We start from the raw sequence: 22,410 nt of genomic DNA, 5'->3' as shown, positions 1-22,410 counted from the left end.
GTTAGTTGTTCCTGTGAAAGAGGTCCCTAGGAAAGGATTCCAGCGCAGCATCAAAAATGCGGGGAACCATAAGCCGTGAACCGTCCTCGCTGAGATGATTGTCGTCGGAGTAGAGCAGATGGCCGGTTGCGTTATCAATGATCCAACAATCTGGTGTACAGAAGGTTGTGCCGAGGGAAACGTAGGTTGCGTCGTACCGGGAGGCGAGCCTATGCAGGATCGCTTCTGCTTTAGCGTTGCGCTTCCTGTAGTCCTCTATAGTCGGAGCGAGTGGCATCTGTTGCCAAGTCAGGCTGCGCCCAACCAGTGTTCTGTGGTCGCCCCCGGCCCATATTATCGCCGTTGCACCAAGCACTGGTGGCAGCGCCGCCGCGCCCGGAAATCGCACACTTTCATCCAGCAGCAGCACAGCCAGAGCGATGGCGATCAGACCCGCTCCCGAAATTGCTTCTGCCACAATTCTTCTGTGAACAGCTGGGAACGCGCCCAGAGCGAGCAGTGCGCCCATTCCCAGCTCCCATATACGGGCGGGGATCAAGTAAAAGGCCGCGACCGGAGTGTAATGTGTCGCCCAAACAGCGTAGAGAAACGAGGCGCCCACCAAACTGCCAATGACTATAGTGAGGTGTCGGCGGGCTAAGCCCACCAAGGCCCACAAAAGCAGCGGGAAAAATAAGTAGAACTGTTCTTCTACAGCAAGGCTCCACGTGTGCAGAAGTGGCTCCCGCAGAACGTCAGGGGCGAAATAGTCACTGGCGTTGCGCCAGAAAAGTATGTTGGAGGCAAACAACCGCGTCGCGATGGTCGCGGTTCCAAGCCCGCGGTACTGCATAGGTGGCCAGGTAAACCAAGCCGCGAGTATGCACAGAAAAACTACTAGGAAGAGCGCTGGTAGAATGCGCCGGGCTCTGCGTTCGTAAAACCCCAGAAGAGAGAAATTGCCGTTCTCGATTTCACGAAGGAGAATGCCCGTGATCAGGAACCCCGAGATTACGAAAAAAACATCTACGCCCACAAAGCCACCGGCAAATAACGACAGTCCCGCATGGCCAAAAACAACCGGGAGCACTGCAATCGTTCTCAGCCCATCAATGTCCCGTCGATAAGCACTAGTGCTCACTCTCTCACCCTTCCAGCGCCACAGGCAATTCGTAGCCGTGCTCCTTCAGCAGGGCATGTCTACGGGCGGCTTTGAGGTCTTCGGCGACCATCTCGGCGCACATTTCCTGCGCGGTGATTTCGGGCACCCAGCCCAGCTTTTGCTTGGCCTTGGACGGGTCCCCCAGAAGAGTCTCGACCTCGGCGGGCCGGAAGTAGCGCGGGTCAATGCGCAGGATCACGTCACCCGGTTTCACTGCCGGTGCCATGTCGGAGGTTACGGCGCTGACCGTGGCGATCTCGTCCACGCCGGAGCCAGAAAACGCCAGCTCAATGCCGAGCTCGCGCGCGGACCACGTGACAAACTCCCGTACGGAATATTGCACTCCGGTGGCGATGACGAAATCCTCGGCTGCCTTCTGTTGGAGCATCATCCACTGCATCCGGACGTAATCCTTGGCGTGACCCCAGTCGCGTAGTGAATCGATGTTGCCCATGTGCAGGCAATCCTCGAGTCCTTGGGCGATATTCGCCATGCTGCGGGTGATCTTGCGCGTCACGAAGGTTTCGCCGCGGCGCGGGCTCTCATGATTGAAGAGGATACCGTTGCAGGCATACATCCCGTAAGCCTCGCGGTAGTTCACCGTGATCCAGTAGGCGTACATCTTAGCCACGGCGTACGGCGAGCGTGGGTGGAAGGGAGTCGTTTCCTTCTGCGGGACCTCTTGCACCAGTCCGTAGAGCTCGGAGGTGGAGGCCTGGTAGAAGCGGCTTTTCTTTTCCAGCCCGAGGAAGCGGATCGCCTCAAGCAAGCGCAGCGTGCCGATGGCATCCACGTCGGCAGTGTATTCCGGCGCCTCGAAGCTGACGGCCACATGGCTTTGCGCGCCTAGGTTGTAGACTTCGTCGGGCTCCACTTGGGACAGGATACGGGTCAGGTTGGAGGTATCGGTCAGATCCCCGTAGTGCAGCCTAAGCTTGGGGTCGGGTTCGTGTGGGTCCTGATAGATGTGATCAATGCGGTCGGTGTTGAAGAGGGAGGCGCGGCGCTTGATGCCGTGGACCTCGTAGCCCTTCTTCAGCAGGAATTCCGCGAGGTAGGAGCCGTCTTGGCCCGTGATACCGGTAATGAGTGCACGCTTGGTCATGTCATTTCTCAGAAAAACTGCTGGATCTTGGAAAGGTTCTTAAGCGCAAGGGTTCCCATACCGCCTACACCATTGGTGCGGATAGCGCGATAGTCCTCGCGGCTCTTTTCAATCATCTTGCGTAGGGAGCGGTTGCTTTCACCGCCCATGCGCATCCTGACAAAGACCTCGGGCACGTAGGCCAGCCGCACCCGCCCCTTCACGAGATAGCGCAGCATGGCGTCGTAGTCGGCGGCGATGCGGAAAGATGTGTCGTACATCCCCCAGCGATCAAAGACCGCCCGTCGCAGGTAGAGCGTGGGATGCGGCGGCATCCAGCCCCGGTGAAGCAGGCGCGCGTCATAGGCACCCGAGCGCCACTTGCGGATGACACGCGTGGTGTCCCCGGCGGAGACATAATCGAGATCGCCATAGACGCCGTCTATCTCCGGGTCCTCCAGCGCCTCGGCCACGCGGCCCAAGATGTGCGGTCCGGCGAACAGATCGTCCGAATGCATCAGGCCAACTATGTCGCCGGTGGCGCGGGTCAGCCCCTTATTGATGCCATCATAAATGCCGCCGTCCCGCGCACTTTCAAGCGAGACTCGCGGCCCGGCCACACGGGCGATCACGTCGAGCGTGCCGTCCGTCGATCCGCCGTCCTGTACCACGTGCTTGACATCCGGATAATCTTGGGAAGCAACGCTTTCGATCGCATCGGCAATGGTGGTCGCGCGGTTCCATACCGCGGTAACGACAGAAATAGTTGTCACGATGCATCTTTTCTGTTGTGCACAGGCTGCACGGCGGATCGGGCCGGGCGTTCTGGCGGGGTGTCAGATGCCCGTACCGTGTGGGCGGATGTTTCGGTGGCATCGTTGAGGATTAGTGCGGCCATCACCCAGATCCAGAAGAAGCCTCCGTGTCCGCCGAAGGAAAAGAAATTCGCCTCCGCCATGTTGAGGCCCAGAAGTCCGGCAAACGCGATGAGGCCGGGAATGTTCCGCGTGCGCAGGCAGTAGGCAATCAGCGACACGACCAGCAAAGTAAAGAAGATGGCCCCGATGTAACCGGTTTCCTCAACTACCGCGATCGGCAGTACGCCTTTTTCCGTGGTGGCGTTGAAAATAGTGGCGTACTCGGCAAAGCCCGCCCGCGTGGTCGTGCCGAAACCGATGCCTGTCCAGGGTTGCTCGGCGATATTGCCCCACATCATCTCCAGCAGAGAGGCCCGCGAGCTCAGCACCGCATCGGCGGACACCTCGCCGACGCGGTTGTTCTTGACTGTAAAGGCTACCACTCTGTCGACGACCGTACCTGGTGCGACCAGTTCGATCGTCAGAAGCGCGATCCCGCCGAACACCGCGAAGACGGCCCCTAAGCGTATTATGCGCATCATCTTCTTAAGGGCGGAACGCTGCATAAACGCAAGGCAGATCACCGCCACCAAGATCGCCATGGCGATTGCCAGAATCGAGGTGCGCGAGCTGGATAAATATATGAAAAACAACAGGGTGGGGATTAGAAAGAGCGCCAGCTTGCGATACGGCAGGGAGGTCAGGCTAGTGTAGCATAACAGATAAAGTGTCATCATCGCAGCGCCCGGGCCGAGGGTCTGTGGGTGGTAGAACGGGCCGTTGAACAGGCCAGAAGCAATGGCCTCCTCTGTCTTGGCGTTGAAGCCTATCCCCGCAGCATAAGAGAGCAGTCCGACCAGTACCACGAAGAGGGCCATTGAGAGGAACCAGTTGTCCAGAGAATGGGAGCGCCCGCGCATTACCACGGCTCCGGCCAGCACGACCATCATGCCGGTGGTGTATGTAAAAAGCTTCAGCGCGGAGATGTCGGTTCGGTATCCCCCTTCGAGGGCCAGAAGCATACTTACAATGACAAACATCAGAAGCGGCAGGACAACGGGATGCGAAAGTAGAGAGATTCGCCTCAACTGCGCCGAATAGTACAGCCGGATACTGCACATCAGTAGAAAGGCGAACTTGCCCAGGCTGAACACGATCGTCGTGTTGACCAAGGCGGTATTGCCCACGATCACGAGGAACATGAGAGACACCGCGCGCAGCGCCCATTCACTGCTTTTCAGCATCATCCAGATCAGGATTGTAAAGAAAAGCAGGTTCCCCGGTGCGCCCAGCTTGTTGAGAAAGAACAGGGCGGCGATCAGCGCCAAATTGTAAGAGATATGCCCCATTCCGATACGTCGACCGAGGGTACCGGCACGTTCTGCCGAATAGCTGCCGGCGTTGTGGAATCGGCCTCCAGTATACACCGCGTCGCTTGGCATTACTGCGTCGTGCCTCCAATTTGGTTCCGGGCTGCCCTTCACCCCGAATAGCCCGCACCTCGCGATGAGGCAAGGCGGCGCGCGGGTCGTGAGCCCGTCTCCGACTTCAGCGGTTGCGGAACGGGGCCCAGTCGTCGTAGAGCGCCGGATCCCAGCCCCAGCGTGCGAGAAAGGCGCGGGTATCCCCTTGCAGCGCGTCCCGGCAGCGTGCAAGCACGCACGCATCCACATCGAGCCCCGTGTCGGGGTCGCGCTTGATCAGCGGGCGGATGCGACGGAGCACATTAAGCGGCAACTTCGCCCCCAGCCTGCGCAGCGCGGGCACCCGTCGTAGCATCCGACCCAGCGGATTCGCCGTACCTTTAATAGAACCGGAATTGCTGTGGCGGAGGCAGAGGCCCCGCGCCAGCCGCCCATTCAGTCCGAGGAAACCGTCGAGCCTGTCCAGCGCCTCTGGGTGCCCGGTCAGTAGATGCTCAAATGGAATCACCAGGATGTGCTCCTCGGGAAAGCGCGCTACGTAAGGCGCCAGCGCGCGGCTGTAGCGGGAATTTTCCAGCAAATCCGGAAAGCGTTCGATGTCCTGTGAGAACACCTTGGGCGCATGGACCCCGTAATTGGGCTCTATTGTCGGATTGCCTGCATCCAGCAAATAGACAAATTGTCGCCACTCCGAGATAATTCGGGCCATCGGATGCCGCACCAGCATCAGGATCTTCGCATCCGCGCAATAGTCATGGATGCGCAGGGCGCTACGTTCGTTCTTGCCTTTCCAGACCTCGGAATATGTTGTCGAGGCATCCAGCCAAAGCGGCCGCCCGGCGTCGTAATTCGCGTGATATTGGGCCAGCGGCGTCGCCATGGTCGAGGGATCACTGAAATAGCGTGGTTCCTTTTTCGTGCCGGTGCTGATCGGACCCAAGGTGTTGAGGCCCTCGGCCAGTGAGGTGGTTCCGCATTTGGAAGCACCGATCATAAAGACGTCGACGCGGCTTGCAGGTTCGGTTGTCATCTGCGTACCCCCATCCGCTCACATCGCGTCCGAAGGCGTGTACCAGTGCGTCCGCATTTGGGGCCAGCGGGCGAAAACTGCCTCATAGACCGGGGCCAGGCGCTCAGCCGCACGGGCCCGGATGTCGGGCGGCAACGGCGCCGCTTGGCGCGTGGCATTGAAGCGCTGCTGCTGAAAGGTAGTATCAGGTTCGGTGCCGAAAAAGGCGTTCAGGCGGGCGAATTCCGCTTGGCTGAACATCGTTTCATAGAAACCGACATACAGGTCCTCCGAGAGGAACACCGATTCGAGTCGTTCGAGGATCGCGGGATAGTCGCCCCTCAGACGCCAGTCGGTGCTGTCGAGATAAGGCAGAAGGGCTGCATTGGGATCTCGCGCCATATCGACACCTTCAAAGACACCTTTCGTTTCGCGCCCTCCGCGCCCGTCGCGGTGATACATGCGGATTGCTGACAGCGCGCGATCCAGCGGATCACGCATCACAAAGACCGCGCGGGGCCGGATACCTCGGCGCAAAAAACCATCGCGGATGCGGATCAGCGTTCCGGTCCCGAGGCCGGAGTAGTTCGGTGTGAAATCCCCGGTCAGGACGACCCCTGGCCGTTCAAGAAAGGCCTCGAAGTAATCAAAGTAACGCGTTGGGTCGTTCTGCATGCGCTGCCGGACAACGAGCCGGTCAGGTTGATCGTAGAGGGCTTGCCGAAAGGCCGACCGGACGCGGGCACGCCACGGGAACCGCCGCCCGCGGGCATCGAAGTGCACCATTTCCGGAACGGTCAACCCGTCCCAAACGTGATATTCCTTAATATAGCCCATCTCGCAGCCTGGACGGCTGTTCAGATAGGCCTGAAGCCAAGTCGTTCCTGCTTTCTGCGCGCCTGCGCCGAGCAGGAAGGTACCCTTGTATTTCACAACCATCCCCTTGTGCCGTCCTGTTGTCGCCTTGCCGGTGTCTACCTACCAGTCAAACTGGCCTGCCCTCAGGTCCAGTCCGGATCGCTGTCGTAACCGAAACCCTCGAAGTCTTTTTTCCAGACTTCTTTTACATGAGCCTTTGTTTCGTCGGTGTAATAGGCGGTGTGGGACTTGTGTTTGGTGGCATTGTTCTTTTCCAGCGCCGGTGTCGGAATGCCGATCACCTGACAGATTTCGTCGAAGTCCTGTTCGAGGTTCTCGAACTTGCCGATCTTGTCCATCAGCTGCGTGCCATTGAGATCATAGAGGTGGTAGTACTGCAGCATGTCCCGCGCGCCTTCCCAAGCACGGAACCTCCTGATTGCCTCGCGGCAGGCATCCACGTCCCGGACCGAAAGCTTGCCATTTTCCCCGGAAGGGGCATGTTTGCGTTCCTTCATGCGCGCTTGTACCCATTTCGCGGGGCTCTTAACGAAGTACTTCCAGCTTTTCGTCCACGGTCCCGGTAGCATGTTCCAGAAGTAGACCGACACGAACCAGTCATAGGGATTCCGAACGAAACCGAACTTGTAGTAGCTGTTCCATACCTCGGGTGAGAGCTGGTTTTTCATCTCGAAGGCGGGGATGTGGCGCCCGACATAAAGCCCGGAGCGGGTGACCTCGTATTCGGCCCCCTCCTGATACTGCATCAGCTGTTTCTCGATTGAGGTGGTCCCGGTCTTGCCATTGCAGATGAAGATGAACTTGTGCTTGTGGCTTAGGATCATAATGGCCTCTTCAGTCCCTTTCTGAGGTGGTCAAGGTCCTGGCGAACAGCCAGAAATCATAAAGGACGGTTTCCTTCAACCGATGCCTGAGGCTGTCCTTCTCCATAAGGGGCGACGGCCAAGGAGTCTTCTTTAGCCAGTGGCGATAGGCGTTGCGATAGGCGTGACGCGTCCCAAAGTGCCAAGGCTTAGCGGCACCGTTAAAATGTACGATGACGGGATCCGGTGTCCGATCCAGACAGTTACGCAGGGTATTCCAGCGCCTGTCGAGATCCTTTACGTCCGTATCCAGCACGGAGTTCAATGCATCCTGATCGGCCCAAACTACCCGTTCGCGATTTTCCAACAACCAGTCCAGCGCTTTTCGGGAAACATCCCTCTCGATCCAGCGCTGTAGGTCGATAAGGAGGATGCCGCTGTTGAAGGTGCTCTCACGCTTGAGGCCAAGTCGCCGGGCGCTTTCGGCTTCAGGTTCATTAATGGCACCAAGGGTTCGGCCCTCCAAGTCGGTTTCAATCAACGGCTGCAGGCTGTCACGGATCAGCACGTCCCCGTCGAGGTAGAGACATCGTTGAAAGCCAGAAAGTGCATTGGGCAGCCACAATCGGAGGTAGCAGGATATGCCTGGGTAACGGTATGGCAAGCGCTCCAGTTCCACCATGGGAATCAAGTGGTAATCGTAATCCCGCCCGCGGATAATTCCCAGTTCAGCCATGCTGGCGTCCAGTGTGGCGGCGGTGTCGGAATGAGATGCATCATCGGTGAAGATATAGACTGGATGGCGGCCGATCACGTCCCCACGATCTCGTAGCATGACCATCAGCGTGGCGATGCGCGGCAAAAAATTGCGGTCGCCGGCAAGAGCGATGGCTGCGCTGCTTTCGATCATCGTGGGTCTTCCTGTCATTGCGAAGCACTCGCTCAGGTTGCAAATGGTCGATCCCGATCCGGCGGATCAGCCAGCAGGGTGTTCAGTGCACCCAGCGCGTTGGCGCGCTTGACTAGCGCATAGCGGGCCTCGGCGCTGTCTTTCGGGGCGATCAGCTGTTTCAGGGTGGCGCTCCCCAGCATAGCAAGCTGGTAGGCCGTGCTCTTCAGACGAGCCGCTCCCAGTCGCGGGCTGGCGTGATAGTGAGCACGACCTTGATAGTGCGAGACCTGCCGGAAATAGGCAGGCTCGAGCCGTTTGGGTGCAACGAGATGTTGGACCTTCGCACCCGCGCTGTAGGCACAGCAAAAGCCCCTTGCATCGGCTCGTGCCAAGTAGTCGGATTCCTCTCCCGCCGCCAGCGAACACCCCTTGCGGCCCAGATCGGGATCGAACAGGCCCACCGCCTCGTAGACGCGGCGCGCACAGGCGAAGTTCGCCCCCACCGCGCGCGCCGGAGTAAGAATGTGGTCCACATCGCCATGGTCGAAGGCCGAGACGATCCAATCGAAATGCGGCGACCACCAGTCGGGCTGGGCGCAGTCTCGCCACCACAATTGCGTTCGTCCGGCTATAATGTCAGCTTCCAGCGCGGCGGCCGTCGCCAACAGCCCCTGTGCCCACTCCGGCGACACCTTCACATCGTCGTCGAGGAAGGCCAGCCAATCAGCGGTGCTTTCCCGGATGGCGCGGTTGCGGGCATGGCTGAGGCCAGGTTCCGGCTCTTCGACAACATGCGAGGCGAATGGCAGAACCGCGGCGCAGCGGCGGCCCCACGTTACTACCTCTAGATCGCAGGCGTTGAGCACTAAGACTAGCCGCAGGCGTACGCCCTCGGGGGAGTGAAGGCCGGCCAGGCTGTCGAGCGTGCAAGACAAGTCGTCGGGCCGATTGTGGGTGCAGATCGCGATGTCGAGTGTCACTACGGAAGAGGGCCTCATCGCAGGGCGTTCCGGCCGAAATCTTGGCGCTCGTTCGACAGGTGCCAAGCGGTGACCCCCAACAGCCGTTTCAGGGAAAGCAGACACATGCGTAGGTCCTCGGCCAAGGAGGGCAGGAAGGGTGGCGTGATCGCATTTAGTTGCGCGGTCAGCGCCGCATGATCATAGCCCATATCCGACAGGCGACTCGGCCCGATCCAGTCGAGATACTGCCGCGCCATGCGACGGCGGCGGCGGGTGGTGATCGTGCTGCGCCATTTGTCCAGGGATCGCTTATGGCTCTTCTGATTGACGGCATCACGAGCCCGCGGGTCGTGCACCCCTTCGAAGCGTACATCTGACAGATCACGTTGAGCGTCCCAAGGCCCGTCCAGCTCAAGCCCGAGGAACCCTGACACGCGATCTAGCGTCTGCTGGGGCGCGCCGACGAGGTCCTCGTAGCGCAGGGTCAGGATCCGGTCAGGATCTGACTTACTAGCAAAGTCATGCAGGCCTTCGAGCCCAGAGAACAACTCAACCGCGTTAGCATTCCAAGTCCAGCGGTCGTCGCACCATGTGCTGTAGACCGAAGCCAGGACATCAAGCGGATTGCGCCACAGCACGAGAAAGTGCGCATCCGGTAGCGAGACCGCCAGATCACGGGAAATCAGCGTGTTGCGGGTGGTCTTGTCGATGAACCAATCGGCGGACGGGCTTTCTGCCGAACGACGATAGACATTGGCGATTTGCTCGGCCAGCGCCGTCTTATAGCCGACATGCCCCGAAGGCGTATCCTCTAGGTAGGCCAGAGCGCTGCGATTGGTGATTTCGGCCCCGTAGGCGCTGACCGCCTTCAGCCCCGAAAGGGGGCCGAAGGCCGAGACGAAGAGGTGTGGTTCCGCGTGGCTGGCCGACGTGATCGCCGGATGCGTAACCAAGGTGCGCGCGAGGAAAGTCGATCCGGACCGCGGCAGTGACAGAATGAAGAGCAGACGCATCGGCCCACTCATTCTTTGGCCAAACCTTTCAGGCAACATTGGCGACCTTTGCGATTTTCTGGAAGATAGAGTTAGTATCAATCAGGCGGCTCCAAGTGTCGAACCCGCAAAGACGCCCCTGTTCCAGCACGATGATCCGGTCGCAGCCGTTCAGGGTGCTCAGGCGGTGTGCTATCATTATGACGGTCTTGTCGCCAGGCAGCGCGTCGATGGCCCTCATGACCTCCGCTTCTGTGAGGCTGTCCAAGGCGCTCGTGGCTTCGTCTAAAACGATCAGGTCGGCATCGTGATACAGCGCACGGGCAATCCCCATGCGCTGGCGCTGTCCGCCGGACAGGCGCACGCCGCGTTCACCGATTATGGTCGCGTACCCATGATCCAGATAGTTGCTGACAAAGTGGTCTACCTGCGCGATGCGCGCGGCCTCCCGAACCTTGTCGTGATCGATTTTGTCGGCCGGCACACCAAGAGCGATGTTCTCGGAAATGCTAGCATCGACGAGGAAGATGTCCTGCGGCACGTAGCCCACGGTACCGTACCATCTGTGGCGGTTCTCGGCATCGATCTCGGTGCCGTCGGTCAGGATTCGGCCGCCGGTGGGATAGAGCAGCCCTAGGATGACGTCGGCTAAGGTCGTCTTGCCGGCCCCGGTGGAACCGACAATCCCGATGCGCTCACCGGCATTGATGGTGAGCGTCATGTCATGAAGCCCCGCCTTCTCGGCGCCGGGATAGCGATATTCGACCGCCTCCAGCCGAAGGCTTTCCCTGAGGCCCAGCGGCGCCGCGGCGCCGCTCTTGAGCCGCCGGTCCGTTGCCAGTTGCACTAAGTCTTCGTGTACGGCATCAATCGCCGCTCGACCAAAGCTGAGCTGTGTCATACTGGCATAGAGCCGTGACAGTTCGGGGATCAGGCGCTGTGCGGCCAGCGCGAACAGTCCGAGCGTTGGGAGTAGCCCACCCAGAGTGCTGCCCGAGGCCAGTCCCTCTGGGTCCATCAAAGCAAGGCACAAGAGGATGACACCGCCAAAGGCCAGCGCTTGGAGGACGTACTGCGGCGTCTGTCCCAAGATTGAGGCCGCGGACTGGGTTTCGGCCAGTTTTCGGGACATAACCGAATACCTTTCAAGGTAAATCGCCTCGCGGCCCAGCAGCTTGATGTCCTTCACCCCTCCCAAGACCTCGTTGGCCAGCCGGTACCGCTGGCGGTTGGCCTTAAGCCTTGTGCCGCCGAGTTTCCGGACCAACCGTTGCGTGATCATCAGGGTCAGGACATAGACCAATGCGGTGACACCGAAGGTGGTGAGCGCGATAACTGGATTGACCGCCAAGAGCAGCCCGATGATCGCCAAGGCCGTCAGCGCTGACGAAATCAACTCGGCCGCAGGCTTGAAGAAGAGGCTCACCACCTGCTGCGTTTCGGCCAAGATCTTGGTCCCGAGTTCTCCCGAATGATGATCGATGAAAAACTCATAGGGTTGACGCAGGTACGCCCTCAACAGTCTCTGGCTGATTGAATGGGTGCGCATTTGGGAGAATCGGGTGATCACGTAGACCCGCAGAACTTGAATGCCGTTGGAGACGACGATGATCCCCAAGGAGGCCAGACCCACCGCGATCAGAAAGTTGTAATCGCTAGAAAATCCGAAAGTGTCGTAGATCCAGCGAAGGGTGCGGCTTTCGTGGATGCGGTCGGGATTGGAGAGGATCGACAGGAAAGGCAGTATGGACGCAACCATCACGGCTGCTGCAAGCGCAGAAATGACCGAGATTGCCAAGGCGACCCGAGCGCTGCGTTTTTCATGCGGAGCAAGAAGAGCCCAGCCTTTGCGCATTGTCTGGGGGTCGATCATGGGTGTCCTCTCAATTCATCATGCACCCTTGTGACCATGCCGAAAAACCGATGTCGAATGCTGCATGCAATCTCTTAGAGAGAGATACTGCACTTGCAGCGTAATGGCAAGAGAGACCCCGGTGGGGGGGGGCGATGACAGGGCCTAGAACCTTCATCGGCATCGTTGGGTGCAGAGGTTTCAGTTGACCTCCCGGGGCCGGCTGAACAGTTGGATTTCGCGGGATCAGTTCAGTGTTGTCCAGTCCACGTCGGACAGTCTGTGGGCCATGTAGGTCGTGCCGGCTGATGTATTCCAGTACATCTGCCCAACAGCGACTGGAACCACACTGCCAACAGGCGAAAAACACTAGGTGTTTGATCCCACGGTTTGATGGTGTGATCCTTTCTCAGGAATGGAAGGAGGCATTATGGGCCAGGTTCGTCACGGGAGCGCCACGACCACGCACGCTGTCAGAGCTGCAATACAACGATCGCAAGCTTCGCTCGCGACGTTGAGCCGGGAGCTGGGCATCAATCCCAAGACGGTTGCGAAGTGGGGCAAGCTTACGACTTGCGTGGCGGCACTTTTGCGGATGTTAAGAACGTGAATCTTCCGCTCTGGACGACCGATAGCGGCCCAGCAGCCTGCGATTAACCCAAGCGTCCAATCGAAAATAGGGAACGGCCACCTCGGAGTGCCAATCCTGACGATACATATCAGACAAGTTCCAGTTCAGGCAGTATCTTTCGGAAATAGGCGATGGTCCGTTCAAGTCCTTCGTCCAACGGCACCTTCGGCTCCCAGTCGAGGTGCGTATTCGCGCGGGTAATGTCGGGGCGGCGCTGTTTCGGGTCGTCCTGCGGAAGGTCGTGATAGACCACTTTCGATTTTGTATCGGTCTTGGCGAGCACCTTCTCCGCCAGTTCGCCGATGGTGAATTCGCCGGGATTGCCGATGTTGATCGGACCAGTAATCTCGGGGCCGCTGGCAGTCATGCGCAGGAAGCCTTCGACCAGATCGTCGACGTAGCAAAAGGACCGAGTCTGGCTGCCGTCTCCGTAGATGGTGATGTCCTCGCCTCGCAGCGCTTGCACGATGAAATTAGACACCACGCGCCCATCGGCATGGTGCATGCGCGGACCGTAGGTGTTAAAGATGCGCACCACTTTGATCTGCAGGTCGTGTTGGCGGTGGTAGTCGAAGAAAAGCGTCTCGGCGCAGCGCTTGCCCTCGTCGTAGCAGGACCGCGGCCCGATCGGATTGACGTGACCCCAGTAGTCTTCGGTCTGCGGATGCACGTGCGGGTCGCCGTAGACCTCCGACGTCGAGGCGTGGAAGATCTTGCATTTCAGCCGCTTGGCCAAGCCCAGCATATTGATCGCGCCATGCACGGAAGTCTTCGTCGTCTGCACAGGGTCGTGCTGGTAGTGGACCGGGCTCGCCGGACAGGCGAGGTTGTAGATCTCGTCAACCTCCACATAGAGCGGGAAGGTCACATCGTGGCGCATGAACTCGAACCGCGGGTGGTTGTGCAGGTGGTCGATGTTTCGTTTCGTACCGGTGAACAGGTTGTCGAGGCAGATCACCTCGTGGCCCTGTTCCAGCAGACGGTCCACCAGATGGGATCCCAAAAAGCCGGCCCCACCGGTTACGAGAATGCGTTTGCGGCTGTCATAGAGGCGCGTCATGAGAGTCTCCGGTCCGGCTCAAAGGTCGTCGTAATGCCGGACTATGTGATCCGGCGCCGATTTTCGGGCGATAGGTAGCGGTTTTCAGTGGCAGCGGAAAGCGATAATGCCCCGCTGACAGGCCAAATGCACAGCCGCCGCCGGAAAATGATGCAGCGTAGGACTGGCGTCGAGGCGGAAGTTGCGCAGGTGGGTTCTGGAGGACTGCCAGCCTCCGAGTACCCCGACATCCCAGCCATCGCCATCACACCATACGCCCCCCGTGACCCTTGCGGGATCCGTGGCGCGGCACTTGTGCCACCCCGCAGTCTGTGCGAAACATGACTATTTGCGGATCGGTTTGGTCTACTTGCGAATTGGCATGTGCATATCTTGCGCACCACCCGTCCGCGGTCGCCAGATCGTTCTAAAATATTAACTGTAAGAGGCCGCTACAATGCGCTTTGTCAAGCTGTCGCCCGCAATTCACCGCAAGTCGAGCCAATTGTACTTCTCGTTTTCTCCACAGCGGTCGGGGCAGCATCTCGTGATAGACTGGCTCTGCCGGGGGCTTGACGACATCCTGCACGTCAATCATGCTCGGCTGCGCCGCAGAGGCCTGTTCCGACACATCGAGCCTTTGGCCGGGCGCGTGGTCCTGTACAAGGGCGAGATCGTCACGGACACTGGTCGGATCGAGCTCGGCAAGCTTCCCCCCGTTGGCGACATGACGTTCCGCAAGGAGTTCTGGAGCGCAGAAGACATCTGTCCGCTAGATCCCTCGTATCGTGATTTTGGCGGATCAATTCCACAGAAGGCCATCGTAATCCTGCGGGATCCAGCGAACTGGCTGGCCAGCACATTCCGGATGGGAAGATGGGCCGCCAAGGATTTCGAACGCAAGGTAGGCATCTACCGACAAACCCTGCAATTTTGTCTCGAGAACCGCGGGAACCCCCAGTGGTCCTTCATTTGTTTCAACGATTTCGTATCCAGCCCGGATTTCCGCAAGGCGTTGTCGACCGAATTCGCCGACCATGACCTGTCGCGCGCCGAACGTGCGCTGGACGAGGTGCCGGATTTCGGTGGAGGCAGCAGTTTTTCGGGGCTCAGCGACAAGGTGGGCACCAGTGTGCAGGAAAGATGGCACGCCTATATCGATGACCCGGACTTTCTCCGCCTGCTGCGAACGCCGGACCTCAGGCCGCTTTCCAAGAGCTTCTTCGGCCGCGACTACCTGCATTTCCTTGATTGACCTGGACTGTTCGGGCTCCTGCACAACAGGCGCAAACCGGCCGATCAGAGCGTCTCTCCGTCGTCCGGCAGTCGATAGCTGAACGCTGCAATCATCGCCTCGTAGGCCGAGAGCATCAGCGCGTATTGCACGCCGGCACGCCCGTCGAGGATGCCGCGGCGCAGGAGCAGCACCTGGAAGAAGCGCAGTGGCGGGCGCAGCCAGACCGGCAGGCGGTTGACCACGGCCTTCATCGCGCGACGGCGTTCCGTGCCGTCGCGGGAAAATACCGCCGAAAGCGGCGCCCTCTGCTCTGCCTCGGCGCGCATCTGCGCCGCCTCATCCTCGGCGTAGCGGATGTGCTTGGCGAACCATTTTACCAGCCCGTGGGAAAAGTTGTAATGCAGGTATGGTTCATCGAAGGTGTCCACACACTCAGGCGGGCAATCCTCGCGCTGGCCGTGGCCCACCTGCTTGAAGCGCAGCCGGTCACGGTGGCCCAGCCGCACTTGGTAGGTGGGATACATTCCCGCGTGTTTCAGCCATTTGCCGTTCAGCATGGTCTTTGACGGCACGCGGTAGCCGTTGATGGTTTCCGGCGCGTCGAGCGTCGAGAGCGCCGCTCGGAACTCCGGCGTCAGTTCCTCGTCAGCGTCCAGATGCAGCACCCATTCGTGGACGAGCCCCCCCTCCTCCAACCCGTGGTTGCGCTGGTTCGCGAAATTGTCGAAGGGCCGCGTCAGGATGCGCGCGCCCATCTCCCTAGCGACCTTGAGCGTGGCATCGGTGCTGCCGCTGTCGATCAGCACCACGTCGCCGATGCCTTCGAGCGAGGCGAGACACCTTCGGATGTTAATCTCTTCGTTGTAGGTCAAAATCAGGGCGGAGACCTTCATGCGGTCTTCTCCATCCAGGCCCAAGCAGTGCTCAGAATGTTGCGCAAGTCCGATTGCTCCGCCTGCCATCCCAGCACGTCGCGTGCGCGGGCGGGATCGGCCACCAGCGCCGCCGGGTCGCCGGCGCGCGCGGGGCCGTAGGTATGCGGCACGGGACGACCAGTGACCTCCTCAGCCATTTCGATCAACTCCTTGATCGAGACCCCGGTCCCGGTGCCAAGGTTCACCGCTTCGAACCCGCCATTCGAGGTCCCGGTATGCGCCAGCGCCATCACATGGGCGGAGGCAAGGTCGGCCACGTGGATATAGTCACGGATGCAGGTGCCGTCTGGCGTGTCGTGATCGGTGCCGAAGACGGTGAGCGGCTTGTAGATGCCCTTTATCGCCCCAAGCGCCAGCGGGATCAGGTGGGTTTCCGGATCATGCGCCTCGCCAATCGCCACCTCCGGGTCGGCGCCTGCGGCGTTGAAGTACCGCAGCGCCATGGCACGCAGGCCAGTCAGCGCCGCGCAGTCTTTCATCACCTGCTCGACCATCAGTTTCGACTGGCCGTAGGGGTTGATTGGGCTCTGCGGCATTTCTTCGTGGATCGGGTTGCTTTCAGGCGTGCCGTAAGTCGCGCAGGTCGAGGAAAAGACAAAGCGCTCGACCTCCTCGGCCTGCATCGCCCGCAAAAGCGACACCGTCCCGCCAACGTTGTTGCGGTAGTAAAGCAGCGGGTCCGCCATGCTTTCCCCGACATAGGCAAAGGCGGCGAAGTGGATCACCCCCAAGGGCCTGTACTGACGGATCACGTCGCGCAGCCGCTCACCATCCATCAAGTCGCCGACTTCGAGCGGGCCGTTTTGCACCGACCAAGCATTGCCCCGGCAGAGGTTGTCATACACCACGGGCGTATAACCTGCGGCCTTCAGCGCCTTGCAGGTGTGGCTGCCGATGTAACCGGCACCGCCGGTGACGAGAACGGGATTGATAAAATCGGTCATGCGGGTCTCTTGTCTTGAGCGGATGCGATGCTGTCCAAAAGGCGGAGCGCGGCTAGCATCATGTCGGGTTGCCGGGCCTGCGGGCCACGGCGACCATGGATTCGGCGAGAGCGGGGATACACCCCACCCGGTGAAAACGAAGCTCTTCGAGGCCGGCCCCTTCGAGCAAAAGTCTCAGGGTCGGGATCGACAAGAATTCGATTTGGCTGTGATCCCAGAGCAGGTTGAAATGACCGTCCATCCGGCCGGTCACCGCCATGGCCAGATTCCTGAAATAGCAGTAGTACGAGGTCAAGATGATCGCGGTTCTCCCGATTCCAAAAGATCGAAGATGCAGCGTGCATAGGCCTTGGGACTGTAGAGGTATTCAAATACCTCTTGGTTGATTGGCACGGTAAAGGTGCCAAACTGTGAGGCGAGGTTGTCGTAGGCACCACTCTTCTGCAGGTCGAGTTCCGGGTTGGTGGTCTTTTCGCGCGCGATGCCCGTGGTCAACGGATCGACCCCGGAAACGATCCAGCCGTTACGTGTCAGTGCCGCAGCCGTACTGCCGTTACCGCAACCGAGGTCGAAAAGCCGCTTGTTCGTCTGCGGCAAGTCCTTGCGCACGCGCGCCAGCTCCTCCCTCACACAGGACAAAAGGTAGGCGTGCAACGGGCTGTGTTCGGCACTCAGCAACGCGTAGCCTGAAATTGCATCGCTTTCCTTCATTAGGACTGCTCCTGAAGGTCAGCGGATCGCGCACCGTATGGGGGCCGCAACCCGGCATGTCGGTCAGCGGCGGCGGCCACTGCCGCATCGAACCGAGCTTTCGACAGGTGCTCGCGCGCCCAGACGGCACCTGCGGCACCCTGGGCGGCCAGTGCCTGCACGCCTTGCCCGGCGACGGCCTGCAGCGCGTCGAGGGTGGTTTCGGGGGAGTCGTCCGCCAGCCGTATCACACCGCTCAGACAGGCTAGGTCCGGGGCGAGATCGTTGCCTGGCGAAAGGATCAGCACGAGACCGGAGGCCAGCGCCTCGGCAGCGGTATAGTTGAAGTTCTCGCGGCTCGACAGCGACATGTAGACATCCGCCGCGTCGAGATAGCCGTATTTTTCTGCCCCGTAGACCGCACCGATTACATGAACGCGGTTCGCCACCCCCGCCTCGGCGGCCACCCGGCGACAGTCTGCGGCTGTGATGCCGAAATCGTTGCCGACAATAATCAGATGCGCCCCCCCGGTCTCGGCCGCAGAAAATGCGCGGATGGTGTCCAGCGGACGCTTCATGGGCGAGAGCCGCCCAAAGTACAGGAAGGTCACGGCCTGTTCGGGAATGCCCAGCCGGGCGCGGGTCGCCGCCCGCACGCTCGAATCACGCTTTCTGAAATCGCTGTCGGCCAGCGGCCAGTGGATCACCTCCGCCCGATCATGGCCGACGATGTCGCGGGCCTTCTCACGTTCACGCTCAGTCGAGTAGACTACCGTTGCCGCATCGCGCAGGAAGGTCCGGCCCACACCGCGCATGAACAGCCGCTTCGTTGTCGCCCCACTTTCAAAGACATAGGGATCGAGGCTGCCGTGCGGCACATACCAATAGGGCACGCCGTGCCTGCGGCAAACCTTGTGGATCCACGCGTTGTGCCAGCGCCAGAACGAATGCACTGACACGAGGCGGCTTTGCGCGATGAGCCGTTCGGCGGCGGTGGTGCTGCCGTTCACCGGGATCTGTAACTGCTTCAGCACCGGGGCGGCGCTGCCCGTGACCACGGTGGTCCTGTCCCAAATCAAGTCTTGGGCGACGAGTTCTGCCGGGTCCACCCAAGACACGACCTCCGCCCCCAATGCATCGCGGAAGGCGCGGATCGACTTTGCAGGACCGCCCGAGGACGGGTAGAGGCCGAGCGTCAGCAGCGCGATCATCGCAGCACCTCCAGCAGGCGGGCGAAACAGGCCTCCCAGCTGTAGGCCTTCACGTGTTCACGACCCTTCGCCACCAAGTCGGCATAAAGGGCGGAGTCGGTGCGTAGTACCTCGAGCCGGTCGACGATCTCGCCGGTACTTGCCGGGTCGACTACCAGCCCCGCGTCGCCCACCACCTCGGGTAGGGAGGCGATGTCCGATACCACCGCAGGCGTGCCGAGCGCCATGCCTTCGAGCGGCGGAATGCCGAACCCCTCGTAGAGCGACAGCAGCATAACCGCACGGGCATGGGCCATGCGCTCGACGACCTCGGCATCGGGCAGCATGTAATAGATCTCCACGTTGGGATGCGCCCCAGCCCGGTCAACATAGGCCTGCTCGTTCTGCCCGATCACCACGATCCGCAATGGCGAGCCGCGCCGCGCCAGCTCCGCCGCCACCTCCAGCACGTGATCGGCGCCCTTCTTATAGCGCAAACCGCCCAGCACCACGATCTCATCCCTCTTCTCCGCCTGTCCGGCAAGCGCGGCGCCCCGGTCAAAGAACACCCGGTCGACACCGTTGCCGACCACGTGGATACGGTCAGGGTCCGCCCCCAGCAGAGTCACCATCCGCTCCTTGGAGTATTGCGAGACAGTCAGGATGCGGTCGACATGGCGCAGCACCTTCGGCATCCAAAACCCCCACGTCCGGCGGATGCGATGGTGGCCGGGCGTATCCGACCAGGGCAGATTAGTCTCGAAGGCGGCGATGTCGTGCACCGTGCAGGCACTGGCCACGCCACGGCGCACGGGGAGAGGCGTCTCCATCGGCGAATAGTACCAGTCGGCTTTCGGCCCGAAGCGATCCAGCGCGGGCATCCCAGCCAACCGGATGACCCGTTCAAACGGCAGCTCGTTCATGGGGATCGTGGCACGCGGCAGGTCGGAGAGTGGAAAGTTCCCCGGCATCAGCCCGTCTGCACCAACGTATTGCGTGGAACAGAGCAGCGTCTGTTCCACGCCTTTCTCCCCCGCCAGACGCCGCACGAGGTTGTTGGCGTGTCGCCCCACCCCGCCACAGGGTTCGAGGCAGCGCGAGACATGCAGGTAGGTGACGAGCTTCATGACACCTCCTTCCGCTTCGGCATGTCCACCAGCGCCGAGAGGAATTCGTGCCAGCGTGTGGCCCAAAGCGTCGCCGTGAAGGCGGCGGCATGTTCGCGCGCACGCTCTCCCCAAGTGTCGAGCGGCGCATTCTCCATGTGCAGCATGGCACGGGCGAATTCCGCGGGCTGGCCAGAGGGGACAATGAAACCGTTGTAATGCGGGCGCACAATCTCGACCGCCGAACCGCAGGCGTCGGAGGCGATGACTGGCAGGCCCGCTAGCGCCGCCTCGGGGATGGCCAGCGGCCAAGGGTCAAAGCGCGAGGTGATGACATAGGCCCCAGCGCAGCGGAAGCGCTCCGCCATGTCGGAGGGTTGCACAAATCCCATGTCGGTCACGCCCGGCTGGTTTTGCAACAACGCACCTTCCGGGCCCCGGCCGCAGCAGATCAGATCCCAGGGCGCGGCACTTTGCAGGCGGTACTGACGGTAGCCTTCGACCAGCACGTCGAGCCCCTTCTCCCGCGCGTAGCGCCCGACGAAGAGGAAGGCCTGCTTCGCCCCCTGCCCTGCCGTTTCCCGGCGGGCCGCATGGATCTGTGCCGCGAGCTCCTCGTCCACACCGTACATGTGCCGCCTCAGCCGGTCGCCTGCGAACCCTAACCGCCGCAGATACTGCCAGCTGCGTTCCCCAGTGGCGCCCGCGCCATCGATCTCGCGCAGGTAGCCGCCGTAGCGGTATTTCGTCAGCACCTGCTTTTGCGACAGGAACGGCGTGTCGACGGAGATCGCCTTGCGCACCTCTGCCAACGCCGGGTCCCAGGCGACCTTGCGGTAGGCTGGCACGAACCAGCCGACGATCTGTATCACGTCGGGGGCCTGCGCCTTCACCAACTCCGCCACCAAGGTGGCATCCTGCCGTTCGCTCTCGGACAGCAAACGGTGCGGGATACCCTCAAGCAGGTGCGTGTCGAAGGGGCTGGCCGCTGGCGCGGTGAATGCCAGCACGAAAAGCTCGACACCCGGAATAGCCACCAGCCTGCGCCAGCAGGCCGCCCAGTAGCCGGAATAGTTGGACCAGAGAATGACGATCTTCACCGTGACGCCGTGCCTTCGTATTTGTGAACATGTGCCCGGATCGCATCCGTGAGGGCCTGCCCCGACCGGGACCAAGAAAAAGTCTCGTGAAGCGGCGCGATGTCCCGGGGTGTCAGGTGCGCGGCCTGCTCTGCCCGCAAGAAGGCTGCAGTCCAGGCCGAATCGTCCTCCGGATCGAGCAGCCGGTCTGGGCCTCGCAACGCTTGCGGGAGGGGCGCCATGACTTCGGGCAGGCTGGCAGCGTCAGCCACGAATGCTGGTACTCCGCATAGTAGCGCCTCGAGCACGGGTAGCCCGAACCCTTCGTAAAGCGAGGGAAAAAAGAACGCTTCGGCCCCAGAGTATAGTGGCGCCAAATCATCGTCGTCCACGAACCCCGCAAAGACGACGCCTTCGAGGTCCTTGGGCGACACCTTGCCAGAGGCCAGTATATCCGCCTTGGGGTCGCCCTTACCGCCGGCGATAACCAGCGGCACCGCCTCGGGGCCACGTTGCGCACGATAGGCGGCATGGGACCGCAACAACCGAGGCATGTTCTTGTGTGGCGCGGCAGAATGCAAGGTCAGAGTATATCTGCCGTCCGGCAGGCCGTACTGCGCCTTTGCTCCAGCGATGCGCGCGGCATCTGTCACCGGATGGAACGTAGCGGTGTCTGCCGCCAGCGGCACGACTACGATGTCTCCAAGGTTCAGCCCAAGACGCGTGGCCACGTCACGTTTCGTACACAGGGAATTCACGACGACGAGACTCCCGGGCCGAATCGAGCGCAGGATTCGCGCCAGCACGCGCCTTTGCTGATCACTGACATGCTGGGGATACAGGAAAGGAATAAGATCGTGGATGTATATCCCGTTCGGCACCTTCGCAGCGTGCACCGAATTCGGGATGCCCGCGTAGAATGAAAAATACGCATCAAGAGTGCGCAGATGTTTCCGGTCCAGCGGCGTCCTCACCCGGCTCCAAGCACTCATGGAAAGTGCAGTGGCCCGTCGGACCGTGCCATGACCCGTAAGCGACATCCCCGAAAGCCGACGGGCCAGCGCATTGCCGCGCGGCGAAATTATGCGATCAGAAAGCCCGGCAGCCTCGAGATGGCCGCGCGCCATAACTTCGGCATGGATGGCTCCAACCGCGGAAAACCGCAGCTCAATGTCCTTCTGGCGGCCAAGCTCCCGCGAGAGTTCCCAAGACGTCCTCGCAACTCCCGTCCAACGTGAGCGCGGCGCACCGATAGAGGTCACATCAAGGCATAGTATCACAAAAGGTCTTTCTCATTAACAGGTACAGGCCATGACTACACTCCATTCGAACATAAACATGGTTGTCCATCCCGAGTTTTCCTGCGCTTGCGGTTTTCAGACCTGACGCCCCGCTGTCTGGCGGACTTCCAGACGCGGACATCCGGAAAAGACTGAGTCTATCGGCATCAATGCAATATTGGTATGATGGGCGCGTGGTCTCCCTGAAGTTCGGCGCCCATTGGGCTGGAGGGCAACCATCCGGGCTGCATATCGTTGGACAATCGCGCACTCCCGAGCCTACCTCTGAATGCCGTGAGAACTCGTGTCGGCTGTCTTTTTCCGTCATTAGGCGCAAGGATAACAGGTTTCTGCAAGCGCGAAAAGCACATACGCGAACCCCCG

The 22,410-nt window shown here is 60.6% G+C and carries 21 protein-coding genes and 1 pseudogene; 2 read left to right on the top strand and 20 right to left on the bottom strand.

Annotation, left to right across the window (positions count from 1 at the left end):
- Position 1: 1 nt before the first annotated feature.
- The 11 genes from ABFK29_RS24920 to ABFK29_RS24870 all read right to left on the bottom strand — a co-directional run bounded on the left by ABFK29_RS24920 (position 2) and on the right by ABFK29_RS24870 (position 11,916).
- Positions 2–1,120, bottom strand: coding sequence for an acyltransferase family protein (locus ABFK29_RS24920; RefSeq protein ID WP_347100795.1), 1,119 nt, complete (start codon positions 1,118–1,120; stop codon positions 2–4).
- Positions 1,121–1,124: 4 nt separating this feature from the next.
- Positions 1,125–2,246 (bottom strand): GDP-mannose 4,6-dehydratase, encoded by a 1,122-nt coding sequence (gene gmd / locus ABFK29_RS24915; protein ID WP_347100794.1) that lies wholly within the window; start codon positions 2,244–2,246, stop codon positions 1,125–1,127.
- 8 nt (positions 2,247–2,254) lie between these two features.
- The gene (locus ABFK29_RS24910; protein WP_347100793.1) at positions 2,255–2,998 is read right to left on the bottom strand and encodes a glycosyltransferase family 2 protein; all 744 of its coding nucleotides are present in this window, start codon (positions 2,996–2,998) and stop codon (positions 2,255–2,257) included.
- Positions 2,995–4,524 (bottom strand): O-antigen ligase family protein, encoded by a 1,530-nt coding sequence (locus tag ABFK29_RS24905; protein ID WP_347100792.1) that lies wholly within the window; start codon positions 4,522–4,524, stop codon positions 2,995–2,997. The genes ABFK29_RS24910 and ABFK29_RS24905 overlap by 4 nt, the downstream gene beginning before the upstream one ends.
- 106 nt (positions 4,525–4,630) lie before the next feature.
- Positions 4,631–5,536: a sulfotransferase domain-containing protein gene (locus tag ABFK29_RS24900; RefSeq protein ID WP_347100791.1), complete on the bottom strand. Its 906-nt coding sequence runs from the start codon at positions 5,534–5,536 to the stop codon at positions 4,631–4,633.
- An 18-nt stretch (positions 5,537–5,554) separates the two neighbouring features.
- Complete coding sequence (locus ABFK29_RS24895; protein WP_347100790.1) at positions 5,555–6,448, bottom strand: hypothetical protein; 894 nt, start codon at positions 6,446–6,448, stop codon at positions 5,555–5,557.
- 68 nt (positions 6,449–6,516) lie between these two features.
- Positions 6,517–7,218: a sulfotransferase family 2 domain-containing protein gene (locus ABFK29_RS24890; RefSeq protein ID WP_347100789.1), complete on the bottom strand. Its 702-nt coding sequence runs from the start codon at positions 7,216–7,218 to the stop codon at positions 6,517–6,519.
- A 10-nt stretch (positions 7,219–7,228) separates the two neighbouring features.
- Positions 7,229–8,107: a glycosyltransferase family 8 protein gene (locus ABFK29_RS24885; RefSeq protein WP_347100788.1), complete on the bottom strand. Its 879-nt coding sequence runs from the start codon at positions 8,105–8,107 to the stop codon at positions 7,229–7,231.
- A gap of 32 nt (positions 8,108–8,139) precedes the next feature.
- Positions 8,140–9,069: a glycosyltransferase family 2 protein gene (locus ABFK29_RS24880; RefSeq protein ID WP_347100787.1), complete on the bottom strand. Its 930-nt coding sequence runs from the start codon at positions 9,067–9,069 to the stop codon at positions 8,140–8,142.
- A 14-nt stretch (positions 9,070–9,083) separates the two neighbouring features.
- On the bottom strand, positions 9,084–10,064 hold the full coding sequence (locus tag ABFK29_RS24875) for a sulfotransferase family protein (RefSeq protein ID WP_347100786.1): 981 nt from the start codon (positions 10,062–10,064) through the stop codon (positions 9,084–9,086).
- Positions 10,065–10,092: 28 nt separating this feature from the next.
- Entirely contained in the window at positions 10,093–11,916 is a 1,824-nt protein-coding gene (locus tag ABFK29_RS24870; protein ID WP_347100785.1) for an ABC transporter ATP-binding protein, read from the bottom strand.
- Positions 11,917–12,325: 409 nt separating this feature from the next.
- Here ABFK29_RS24870 and ABFK29_RS24865 point away from each other — a divergent pair.
- Positions 12,326–12,454, top strand: a pseudogene (locus ABFK29_RS24865) (IS481 family transposase); the annotation flags it as partial.
- 160 nt (positions 12,455–12,614) lie between these two features.
- Here the strand turns inward: ABFK29_RS24865 and ABFK29_RS24860 are convergent.
- Positions 12,615–13,586, bottom strand: coding sequence for a UDP-glucuronic acid decarboxylase family protein (locus ABFK29_RS24860; protein WP_347100784.1), 972 nt, complete (start codon positions 13,584–13,586; stop codon positions 12,615–12,617).
- Positions 13,587–14,022: 436 nt separating this feature from the next.
- Between ABFK29_RS24860 and ABFK29_RS24855 the strand changes: the two genes are divergently transcribed.
- The gene (locus tag ABFK29_RS24855; RefSeq protein ID WP_347100783.1) at positions 14,023–14,820 is read left to right on the top strand and encodes a hypothetical protein; all 798 of its coding nucleotides are present in this window, start codon (positions 14,023–14,025) and stop codon (positions 14,818–14,820) included.
- 44 nt (positions 14,821–14,864) lie between these two features.
- Here the strand turns inward: ABFK29_RS24855 and ABFK29_RS24850 are convergent, their stop codons facing one another.
- The 8 genes from ABFK29_RS24850 to ABFK29_RS24815 are packed head-to-tail and all read right to left on the bottom strand — an operon-like array spanning position 14,865 to position 21,873.
- The gene (locus ABFK29_RS24850) at positions 14,865–15,695 is read right to left on the bottom strand and encodes a glycosyltransferase family 2 protein (protein WP_347100782.1); all 831 of its coding nucleotides are present in this window, start codon (positions 15,693–15,695) and stop codon (positions 14,865–14,867) included.
- Positions 15,692–16,681 carry a UDP-glucose 4-epimerase GalE gene (gene galE, locus ABFK29_RS24845; RefSeq protein ID WP_347100781.1) on the bottom strand — a complete coding sequence of 330 codons (990 nt, stop codon included), beginning with the start codon at positions 16,679–16,681 and terminating at the stop codon, positions 15,692–15,694. Before galE ends, ABFK29_RS24850 begins: the two co-directional genes overlap by 4 nt.
- A gap of 58 nt (positions 16,682–16,739) precedes the next feature.
- Positions 16,740–16,976: a hypothetical protein gene (locus tag ABFK29_RS24840; protein WP_347100780.1), complete on the bottom strand. Its 237-nt coding sequence runs from the start codon at positions 16,974–16,976 to the stop codon at positions 16,740–16,742.
- The gene (locus tag ABFK29_RS24835) at positions 16,973–17,392 is read right to left on the bottom strand and encodes a class I SAM-dependent methyltransferase (RefSeq protein WP_347100779.1); all 420 of its coding nucleotides are present in this window, start codon (positions 17,390–17,392) and stop codon (positions 16,973–16,975) included. The genes ABFK29_RS24840 and ABFK29_RS24835 overlap by 4 nt, the downstream gene beginning before the upstream one ends.
- Positions 17,392–18,582, bottom strand: a complete 1,191-nt coding sequence (locus ABFK29_RS24830; RefSeq protein ID WP_347100778.1) for a glycosyltransferase — start codon at positions 18,580–18,582, stop codon at positions 17,392–17,394. Before ABFK29_RS24830 ends, ABFK29_RS24835 begins: the two co-directional genes overlap by 1 nt.
- Entirely contained in the window at positions 18,579–19,688 is a 1,110-nt protein-coding gene (locus ABFK29_RS24825) for a glycosyltransferase family 4 protein (protein ID WP_347100777.1), read from the bottom strand. Before ABFK29_RS24825 ends, ABFK29_RS24830 begins: the two co-directional genes overlap by 4 nt.
- The gene (locus ABFK29_RS24820) at positions 19,685–20,767 is read right to left on the bottom strand and encodes a glycosyltransferase family 4 protein (protein WP_347100776.1); all 1,083 of its coding nucleotides are present in this window, start codon (positions 20,765–20,767) and stop codon (positions 19,685–19,687) included. Before ABFK29_RS24820 ends, ABFK29_RS24825 begins: the two co-directional genes overlap by 4 nt.
- A complete protein-coding gene (locus ABFK29_RS24815; protein WP_347100775.1) occupies positions 20,764–21,873 on the bottom strand; it encodes a glycosyltransferase family 4 protein in 1,110 nt (369 codons plus the stop codon). Before ABFK29_RS24815 ends, ABFK29_RS24820 begins: the two co-directional genes overlap by 4 nt.
- Positions 21,874–22,410 lie beyond the last annotated feature (537 nt).

Origin of the sequence: Sagittula stellata E-37 (assembly GCF_039724765.1) — a bacterium.
Lineage (GTDB): Bacteria > Pseudomonadota > Alphaproteobacteria > Rhodobacterales > Rhodobacteraceae > Sagittula > Sagittula stellata.
This window is presented reverse-complemented; position numbering and strand designations above follow the sequence as displayed.